Source organism: Oleiphilus sp. HI0128 (assembly GCF_001635365.1).
In genome coordinates this window covers 1-8664 of record NZ_LWGG01000199.1, presented here as the reverse complement: position 1 = coordinate 8664, position 8664 = coordinate 1, and the positions used below count along the sequence as shown (strand labels likewise).

Annotated in this window: 9 protein-coding genes; 2 read left to right on the top strand and 7 right to left on the bottom strand. The window is 43.4% G+C overall.

Annotated features, from left to right (window positions below):
* Window positions 1-20: 20 nt before the first annotated feature.
* Entirely contained in the window at window positions 21-1085 is a 1065-nt protein-coding gene (locus tag A3763_RS02590; RefSeq protein ID WP_068554556.1) for a GGDEF domain-containing protein, read from the top strand.
* A 45-nt stretch (window positions 1086-1130) separates the two neighbouring features.
* Here A3763_RS02590 and argB read toward each other — a convergent pair whose 3' ends face one another.
* The 5 genes from argB to A3763_RS02565 all read right to left on the bottom strand — a co-directional run bounded on the left by argB (window position 1131) and on the right by A3763_RS02565 (window position 6884).
* Window positions 1131-2027, bottom strand: a complete 897-nt coding sequence (gene argB, locus A3763_RS02585; RefSeq protein ID WP_068512576.1) for an acetylglutamate kinase — start codon at window positions 2025-2027, stop codon at window positions 1131-1133.
* A gap of 38 nt (window positions 2028-2065) precedes the next feature.
* Entirely contained in the window at window positions 2066-4666 is a 2601-nt protein-coding gene (locus tag A3763_RS29935; protein ID WP_082865411.1) for a phosphomannomutase/phosphoglucomutase, read from the bottom strand.
* Between the two features lie 24 nt (window positions 4667-4690).
* Window positions 4691-5152 (bottom strand): dUTP diphosphatase, encoded by a 462-nt coding sequence (dut, locus tag A3763_RS02575; RefSeq protein ID WP_068512582.1) that lies wholly within the window; start codon window positions 5150-5152, stop codon window positions 4691-4693.
* A gap of 76 nt (window positions 5153-5228) precedes the next feature.
* Window positions 5229-6467, bottom strand: a complete 1239-nt coding sequence (gene coaBC / locus A3763_RS02570) for a bifunctional phosphopantothenoylcysteine decarboxylase/phosphopantothenate--cysteine ligase CoaBC (protein WP_068512586.1) — start codon at window positions 6465-6467, stop codon at window positions 5229-5231.
* A gap of 207 nt (window positions 6468-6674) precedes the next feature.
* Window positions 6675-6884: a cold-shock protein gene (locus A3763_RS02565; protein ID WP_068512589.1), complete on the bottom strand. Its 210-nt coding sequence runs from the start codon at window positions 6882-6884 to the stop codon at window positions 6675-6677.
* 230 nt (window positions 6885-7114) lie between these two features.
* Between A3763_RS02565 and nth the strand changes: the two genes are divergently transcribed.
* Window positions 7115-7750, top strand: a complete 636-nt coding sequence (nth, locus tag A3763_RS02560; RefSeq protein ID WP_068512591.1) for an endonuclease III — start codon at window positions 7115-7117, stop codon at window positions 7748-7750.
* A gap of 41 nt (window positions 7751-7791) precedes the next feature.
* Here the strand turns inward: nth and A3763_RS02555 are convergent, their stop codons facing one another.
* Together A3763_RS02555 and A3763_RS02550 are read right to left on the bottom strand one after the other, a co-directional pair.
* Window positions 7792-8370, bottom strand: a complete 579-nt coding sequence (locus A3763_RS02555; protein WP_068554554.1) for a YceI family protein — start codon at window positions 8368-8370, stop codon at window positions 7792-7794.
* Window positions 8371-8397: 27 nt separating this feature from the next.
* Window positions 8398-8664: cytochrome b (locus tag A3763_RS02550; RefSeq protein WP_068759862.1), on the bottom strand; the 267-nt coding region annotated here is incomplete at its 5' end.

Genomic DNA, 8664 nt, shown 5'->3' with positions numbered 1-8664 from the left:
GTCGAAGTTAGACCCTTACCATGAAGCACTCAGATGATGTATCCAGAGCAGTAGACCTTCTGAAAAAAACGCTGCCGGAAATGAACAAACGAAATATCGCTACTACGCCTAATAATTATGCGATTTGGTATGAGTTCGTCGTGGGTGACAACCCGGAACTTAGCAAAGCAATTCAAGAACTGGATGCTAAGAAGACAAGCTATACCACGGAAACCCTTCAATCACTCTATGAGAAATATATTTCAGACGCCCACGAAGCTGCAGTCAATAAGCTGAGCAATAGTGTTAAAGAAATTATTCATAACTTTCTCAACAAAGTTAATAAGGAGGGTCACGGACTAACTGATTACGCGCAGACCTTATCGTCGTTTTCTGAGAAAATGGAAGGTGCCAGTGACATCAGTGATATAAAGTCACTCATTAGCCATCTGCTAGATGAAACCAAGAAGCGTGAAAGCGCTACACAGAGTATGCAAACTTCCCTTGAAAGCATGGCGCTTGAAATGAAAAAACTCAGGGCCGAAGTATCAAAGCTTAACTCTGAAGCAACAACAGATTCCCTCACAAAGGTGAACAATCGCCGTGCCTTTGATATGGAGATAGAAAACTTTATTTCTTCCAGCAAAGCCGAGAAGAAACCATTATGCCTACTGTTAATCGACCTGGATGATTTCAAGCGTTTTAATGAACAATTTGGTCATACAATTGGCGACAAAGTTCTTCGTTTTGTCGCGACACTCTTAAAAAACAACATTAAGGGCTGCGACTCGGTTGCTCGGTTTGCTGGCGAACAATTCGCAATTCTACTGCCTGAAACGGCCTGCGAAGGAGCTTACATTGTCGCTGAGAATATTCGTGAGCGCTTATCGAAACAAACTTTATCAGACAGCGCAGAAAAGATTGAACTAGGAACTGTCACAGCTTCGATCGGTGTCGCCGTATACAAGTATGGAGAGAGTGCAGAGCAGCTAATTCGTAAAGCTGATAAGTTCATGCACGAGGCAAAACGTTCAGGAAAGAATAAAGTTGTGGGCGGTTCAAATGTAGGTTCTGACAGCAAAGAGTCATCAAGTACGCTTATTTAAAACAATCAAGCGGCCATAATTACTGACCGCTCAGCACACTAAGTACTAGTCATTAGTAATCAGCGTTCCAACACCTTCATCTGTAAAGATTTCCAAAAGTGTTGAGTGGCTAACTCGACCGTCAATAATGTGCGAACTCTTTACTCCGTTTTTCACAGCCTCTAAAGCGCACTTAATTTTCGGCAACATACCGCCGTATATCGTTCCATCAGCAATCAACTCATCGACCTGAGCAGTTGATAAACCTGTTAACACCTCTCCCGATTTATCCTGCAGACCAGAAATATTTGTCAGTAGAATAAGTTTTTCTGCTGCTACCGCCTCAGCTACTTTTCCAGCAACCAAGTCAGCATTGATATTATAAGACATCCCATCTTCACCGACTCCGATCGGTGCAATAACGGGTATCACATCACTTTTGGTCATCATATCAATAACCGAGGTATCGACCGACTTGACCTGACCAACATGACCGTAATCTATAATTTCTGGTCGATCAACTTCTGGAGTTATTTTATCGACATGAAGTTTAGTTGCCTTGATCAGGTTTGCATCCTTCCCTGTAAGACCTATTGCCTTACCTCCATTGCTGTTAATAAGAGCAACAATTTCCTTATTCACTTTTCCGCCCAAGACCATCTCGACCACATCCATCGTCTGGCTATCGGTGACACGCATACCATCAACGAAGTGGCTTTCAATATTCAAACGCTCAAGCAAGTCACCTATTTGGGGGCCGCCCCCATGCACAACAATCGGATTGATGCCCACCAACTTCATCAACACAACATCTCTTGCAAAGCTGTTCTTTAAGTCTTCGTTCTCCATGGCGTTGCCACCATACTTAATCACCAAGGTTTTACCTGAAAAGCGCTGAATATAAGGCAGTGCTTTGCTTAATACTGAAGCCACCTGGCCAGCAGATTCTCTTGTTAAACTCATATTTTTCCTAACAAACAATAAAGGTCAGAATGGTTGACCTAAAAATTACATTCAATTGATGGATCGACTATCTGAAGCTGCGTCCTAAATATCGACTTCACTTCTTCTAAAGCTGCCTCATTATCAGCCTCGAACCTCAGAACCAATACGGGAGTGGTATTGGATGCACGACATAAACCCCAGGCATTTGGGTATTCGACTCGTAAACCATCTATCGTGGAAATATTTCCACCAACAAACTGGTCTTTCAAAGCACACAGACTTTCAACGATCATAAATTTAGACTCATCTGTCACACTGATATTTATCTCAGGCGTACTTAAGTCTTCAGGAAAATCGGCAAATACTTCTTCAGAAGAGCGATCTTCAATACCCAAGACTTCTAATAAACGAGCGGCAGCATAGAGACCGTCATCGAAGCCAAACCAACGCTCTTTGAAGAATACATGACCACTCATTTCACCAGCAAGTAATGCCCCGGTTTCTCTCATTTTAGCTTTCATATAAGAGTGTCCGCTCTTCCACATTACCGGGCGACCGCCATAACTGCTAATCAAACCATTAAGGCGTCGAGAGCATTTAACATCAAATAAGATATCTGCTCCCGGGTTACGGGAGACAACGTCTTTGGCGAACAACATCAACAAACGATCAGGCCAAATAATCTTACCTGTATTGGTTACAACGCCCAAACGATCTGCATCGCCGTCGAAGGCTAAACCGATATCCGCATCATGCTCTTGCACTGCGGCAATCAAGTCTCTGAGATTGTCTGGGTTACTAGGGTCAGGGTGATGATTAGGAAAACTACCATCAACCTCACAATGCAATGGAATAACTTCACAACCAAGTTCTTCAATTAGTTGTGGCGCAACCTTCCCGCCCACGCCGTTACCCGCATCCAATACAACTTTTAAAGGCGCAGCAACAGCAATATCATTTAGAATTGTGTCCATGTACTCTTGGGTCACATCGCTATCTGTACATGAACCTTCTCCATGCTCAAAGTCCTGCAACAAGATACGGTTGTAGAGCTTTTGAATATCATCGCCAGCCAAGGTTTTACCATCAAGCATGATCTTAAGGCCGTTATAATTAGCTGGATTATGACTGCCTGTAATCATCACACCACTTCCTGTTTTAAAGTGGTGCGTAGAGAAATATAAAACCGGCGTGGGAACCTGCCCAACATTGACGACATCCAGGCCGGTACTCAAGATCCCGCGGATCAATGAATCCGAGTACGGTACGCTAGAATAACGACCATCAAACCCGACGCATATCGCGTTTTGCCCTTGAAGAAGCGCCTCACTTGCAATAGCTTTACCTATTAACTCTACAAGCCCTTCGTTTAAGGTTTCGTCAACCACACCCCGGATATCATAGGCGCGGAAAATAGTCTGGGGAATATCTATATCCAGACCTTGCACTTCCGAAACCATATCATCTGTATCACCAAGCGCTCCAGAGCCTTCTGCATCATTTAACACATCCAAATCAAGCAAATCATCATCAAACAGAGGCGCATCATCTTCTACGTCATTCGAAACAGGAGCTGTTTTTTTAGACTGCTCTTCTTTTGGCTTATTAGCGGTCTGTTGCACAGACTTCTTCGCACTCGCGGATAAGTGCTTTATGTGTTCAGATACAGCTGACGACATTGCTGTGAACTCTCCAAAGGAGAAGGAGGCACGCCCAGTTTTGCCACCCGAAGCAAGCCCAGCTGCCATTTGACTAACTTGAAGAATATCTTTACGAACACTTAGCATGTTCATCCGAGCGATTAACACTAGCCCAAGAATTAGCACAACACCTACCCCAAGCAAAATAATCATCACCATTATTCGGTCAATCTGTAAGGACTTTCTAGCATCAGGAGCGTAGGTAATTGTGACGCCAGGCACACTGGTAGCACTCTTTAGTTTATTTGCCGAGTTGCCTTTTCCAAAGGATAAGATCGCTCGCCCGGACTGAGATGCCAAAGCCACCTCACCAGCACTTGCCGCCTCACTCTGCTTGAGAGTTGACTCGATGATATTCAACTGAAATATAGCCAGCATAATATCACCAGACAACGCTTGTGATTCACGTTGTTTTACAGGGCTTGCAAACTGAATATACCAAACACCTTCGTTAAAGAAGGGTTCTATTAATAAGCTCTCTTTCTTTAGCGAACGCCTCAGCAAGTCGATACTGGCAAAAGAAAGCGCTGGGTTATTTTGTCGCAAACTTTCTAGCTTGGAACTAGGCACCTGATAAACAGCATCAAGCTCTGCCCAAAAGCTCTTAAGTTGACGACTTGATAAGCCTTCTTCGCCAGAATCTTGTAAAGATATATTGGCTACACTTCGCTTTTTCGCATCTATGTAAGCATTAAAACTTTGAGCCAGAGAGTCTAGACGCTGTTGATCTACCTCTGCATTAAATGCAATTTCATTTTGACGTAGCGAGAACTGGTCAATTAAAAAATACGATACAGTCAAGCCTATCAACACAAGTAAGGCCGGTTGGTATATCCACGATACCAGGCTTTTTCCTACTTTTGTTTTCTTTGAAGATTTGACTTTCTTCGCAGGCTTCTTGGCTGCCGCCTCTTCTTTAGTGCTATCTTTGACAACCGTATCTTTCTTTTTGAACATGCTCAAGCTCTCACTCTATTGTTACTATGCTCTGCCAGTCGAACCAAAACCGCCCTCACCGCGAGCACTTTCCGTAAATTCTTCAACAACCTCAAATTGCGCCTGAACAACCGGCACAAGCACTAACTGCGCAATGCGTTCACCAACCTCAATAACAAAGTTTGAGTTCCCCCGGTTCCAGCAAGAAACCATTAACTGCCCTTGGTAATCTGAGTCGATCAGGCCTACCAAGTTGCCCAAAACAATACCATGTTTATGCCCAAGTCCGGATCGCGGTAATATCATCGCAGCCAGATTCGGATCTTCGATATAAATAGACAACCCTGTAGGTAACAAAACGGTTTCACCAGGAGCCAGCTCTATGCTTTTATCTAAGCAAGCCCTTAAATCTATTCCAGCAGAGCCTTGAGTTGCGTATTCTGGCATGGGGATTTCTGAACCCAAGCGTTCATCCAAGATTTTTACCTGTAGTGTTTGTCGCGTCATTATCAGATCTTCTCAATATTTATTTACTGTCGACATAAGTTTAGATGCTTCTTTCGCTTTGTATATGCGAGTTTCGCTAAGAAGCGCTTCCATCCATTTTTTTTGCTATATCCTTTACTATTTCTTCAGCTAAAGAGGCTTTGGACTGCTTAGCGCAAGCCTTTTCATCTTGCGCAGTAATTATCCATGCCTCATTCTGATCACTGTTAAAGCCTATCTCGGGCTTGGATACATCATTCGCTATAATCATATCCAAGTTCTTACGCTTAAGTTTGTCTCTGGCATAATCCAACACATCATGTGTTTCTGCAGCAAAACCAACGGTAAAAGGACGTGACTTTAATGAGGAAACTGTCGCTACAATATCCGGATTTTGCTCTAAGGTAATAGTCATCGACTCGCCTTCATCAGGCTTCTTCTTTATTTTCTTTGTTTGTATCGTCTGAGGCCTGTAGTCCGCCACCGCTGCACACGCAATGAAAATATTATTTGAACCGCCAAGCTGTGCCAAAACAGTATCCCTCATTTCTACTGCTGACAATACATTCAAACGCTCAACTCCATCGGGCGCGTCAAGTTTTGTCGGGCCAGAAACCAAGGTAACCTTTGCCCCTGCACGAACACAACTTTCAGCAAGTGCATAGCCCATTTTCCCCGAGCTGTGATTACTAATATAGCGGACCGGGTCAAGCGCTTCCTGTGTTGGTCCGGCAGTGATCACTACCTTACGCCCAGCCAATAAGCTAGATGGTTCTTTAGTAATTAATATCTCTAGCGACTCACACAGCTCCGCGGGCTCTAACATTCTGCCAGGACCGACATCCCCACAGGCTTGTTCTCCCTGTGCTGGCCCCAGGATTGTCACTGCAGACCCCAGAGTTTTAGTCAATTCAGAAATATTCCGCCGAGTCAGTGGGTTCAACCACATAGCCTGATTCATTGCAGGCGCCAGGAATACCTGAGCAGTACTAGCCAACAGCAAAGTATTAAGCAAGTCGCCCGCCATACCTTGAGCATATCTCGCTAAAAAGTCAGCTGTGGCTGGAGCAACCAAGATAAGATCTGGCCATTTTGCCAGTTCAATGTGACCCATTCCTGCTTCTGCATCGGAGTCTAACAGTTCAGTTTGGACGGGGTTACCAGACAAAGCCTGCAGGCTAAGTGGGGTAATAAATTGCTGAGCTCCCCTACTCATCACAACACGTACTTGTGCGCCAGCCTTAACGAGCTGCCTGCACAGGTCTGCAGATTTGTAAGCTGCGATACCGCCGGTTATCCCAAGTAATATCTTTTTGCCGCTCAGTTTGGAGCTCATACCTACTTCCCTTCACGATAAAAGCGAAAAGATACCACTCATAGCCCTCGATTTCACGCTAAACCAAGAGTTTATTAGGAGTTCGGCGTCAAGCACTCTCATGCGAACTGCTCACTCTGCATTTTTTACAGGCAAAAAAAAGAGCGCTAAAAAGCGCTCTTTTTCAATAAGCTGATACCACGAGGGTAGCATGCTCATCGAGAGAAATTACATAGGAGTAACGTTCTCAGCTTGTGGACCTTTCTGACCAGTACCAACTGTAAATTCTACAGTCTGACCTTCAGCAAGAGTCTTGAAGCCATCAGATTGAATAGCGCTGAAGTGTACAAACACGTCTGGGCCATTTTCCTGCTCGATGAAACCAAAACCTTTAGATTCGTTGAAAAACTTAACTTTACCAGTAACTCTATCTGACATAATCATATCCTGACTAAAAAACTAAAACATAAAATCGCCGAAAAACTGGATATAACTTATGCTTACCGGGTTGAACACTATTACTAGCAAGTCTAAACACAGAACATAAAAAAATAGCCGGGCTTTCTAGGCTGCCTGCAGTATACTCTATTAAATCTTAAATACAAACCTCATACATAAAGAGTCACAAAAAGTAAACATTCCCTACCGCCTATATTAGCTACTACCTTATGAATAAAAGCAAACGCACTGAAATTTTTACACGCTTACGAAATGAAAACCCATCCCCCGAGACAGAGCTGAACTACAGCTCCCCTTTTGAGTTACTGATAGCTGTCGTCTTATCAGCCCAAGCAACTGACAAAGGTGTAAATAAAGCAACCGATAAACTGTTTCCCATTGCCAATACCCCCGAAACAATTAGAGACTTGGGCCTTGATGGCTTAAAGGCTTATATAAAAACCATTGGCCTGTTTAATGCAAAAGCAGAAAACGTCATTAAAACATGCAACATACTGATAGATAAGCATAATAGTGAGGTCCCACAAACCAGAGAAGAGCTTGAGGCTTTGCCTGGTGTAGGAAGAAAAACTGCAAACGTGGTATTGAACACGGCATTTAAACAAGTTGCCATGGCCGTCGACACGCATATTTTTAGAGTGTCCAATCGGACAAAAATCGCACCCGGTAAGAATGTACTGGAAGTTGAAAAGAAGCTTCTTAAATTTGTTCCCAAAGAGTTCTTATTAGACGCTCACCACTGGCTTATTCTTCACGGACGTTACACATGCGTTGCCAGAAAACCTAAATGCGGCGCCTGCTTAATTGAGGACTTATGCGAATTTAAAGAAAAAACCGGCGAGTAATTACTTACTAGCCGGTTACAATAATTATCCTGAATTAGGGGCTACTGTCGAATACCTTCGATGTTCAGCTCAATTTCTACGTGTGTCGAAGCAGGGCCCAAGTTACGGGTAATACCGTAATCAGCAAGCTTTAAGCTCGTCTTACCGGTGAACCCAGCTCGATAACCACCCCAAGGATCTTTCCCTTCACCCACCTTTTCAACCGGGAAACTAATACTTTTACTTACCCCATGAAGCTCGAAATTCCCCGTTACTATCGCACTATCTTCATCAATCGCCTTAAAGTTCGTACTTTTAAAGGTCGCAAGCGGAAACTTCTTAACATCTAGGAAGTCATCACTTTTTAAATGCTTATCACGTTCAGCATGATTGGAATCAATACTATCAGTTTGAATTGTCACATTAATTGAAGATTTTTCAGGTGCTGCAGCATCATAAGAAAAACTACCGTCAAACTCATTAAAGCGCCCTAAAAGCCAGCTATAACCCAAGTGCTTTATCTTAAAGGAAACAAATGCATGCGCGCCCTTTACATCGATCGCATAATCAGCGGCATTCGCAACACCTACTGGGCCAAGAGTACCAAGCGCCAATAGACCAGATAAAATTAACTTCTTCATATTATTCTCCTAAGTTGGATTTGAGACTTATTTCCCCGACCGTAACATTTTGACCAAGGTTGTATCTTTATCAATAAAATGGTGTTTTAAGGCACCTGCCACATGAAGTATTACCAAAACAATCAAAGTCCAGGCGAGATAAAAATGAATTTCGCCTGCTATATCTTCCTGGTTCTCGATCAAAGAAGGTAGTGCTGGCACATCAAACAACTCGAACACGCCTACACCTCGACCGTCAGCAGTAGAAATAAGATAACCACTACTCATTATCAGAAACATAAGAATATATAACAT

What these genes read in the sequence shown, in the direction of transcription:
- A3763_RS02590 (WP_068554556.1), top strand. Translation starts at nt 21, where the DNA reads ATGAAGCACTCAGATGATGTATCCAGAGCAGTAGACCTTCTGAAAAAA.
- argB (WP_068512576.1), bottom strand. Translation starts at nt 2,027, where the DNA reads ATGAGTTTAACAAGAGAATCTGCTGGCCAGGTGGCTTCAGTATTAAGC.
- A3763_RS29935 (WP_082865411.1), bottom strand. Translation starts at nt 4,666, where the DNA reads ATGTTCAAAAAGAAAGATACGGTTGTCAAAGATAGCACTAAAGAAGAG.
- dut (WP_068512582.1), bottom strand. Translation starts at nt 5,152, where the DNA reads ATGACGCGACAAACACTACAGGTAAAAATCTTGGATGAACGCTTGGGT.
- coaBC (WP_068512586.1), bottom strand. Translation starts at nt 6,467, where the DNA reads ATGAGCTCCAAACTGAGCGGCAAAAAGATATTACTTGGGATAACCGGC.
- A3763_RS02565 (WP_068512589.1), bottom strand. Translation starts at nt 6,884, where the DNA reads ATGTCAGATAGAGTTACTGGTAAAGTTAAGTTTTTCAACGAATCTAAA.
- nth (WP_068512591.1), top strand. Translation starts at nt 7,115, where the DNA reads ATGAATAAAAGCAAACGCACTGAAATTTTTACACGCTTACGAAATGAA.
- A3763_RS02555 (WP_068554554.1), bottom strand. Translation starts at nt 8,370, where the DNA reads ATGAAGAAGTTAATTTTATCTGGTCTATTGGCGCTTGGTACTCTTGGC.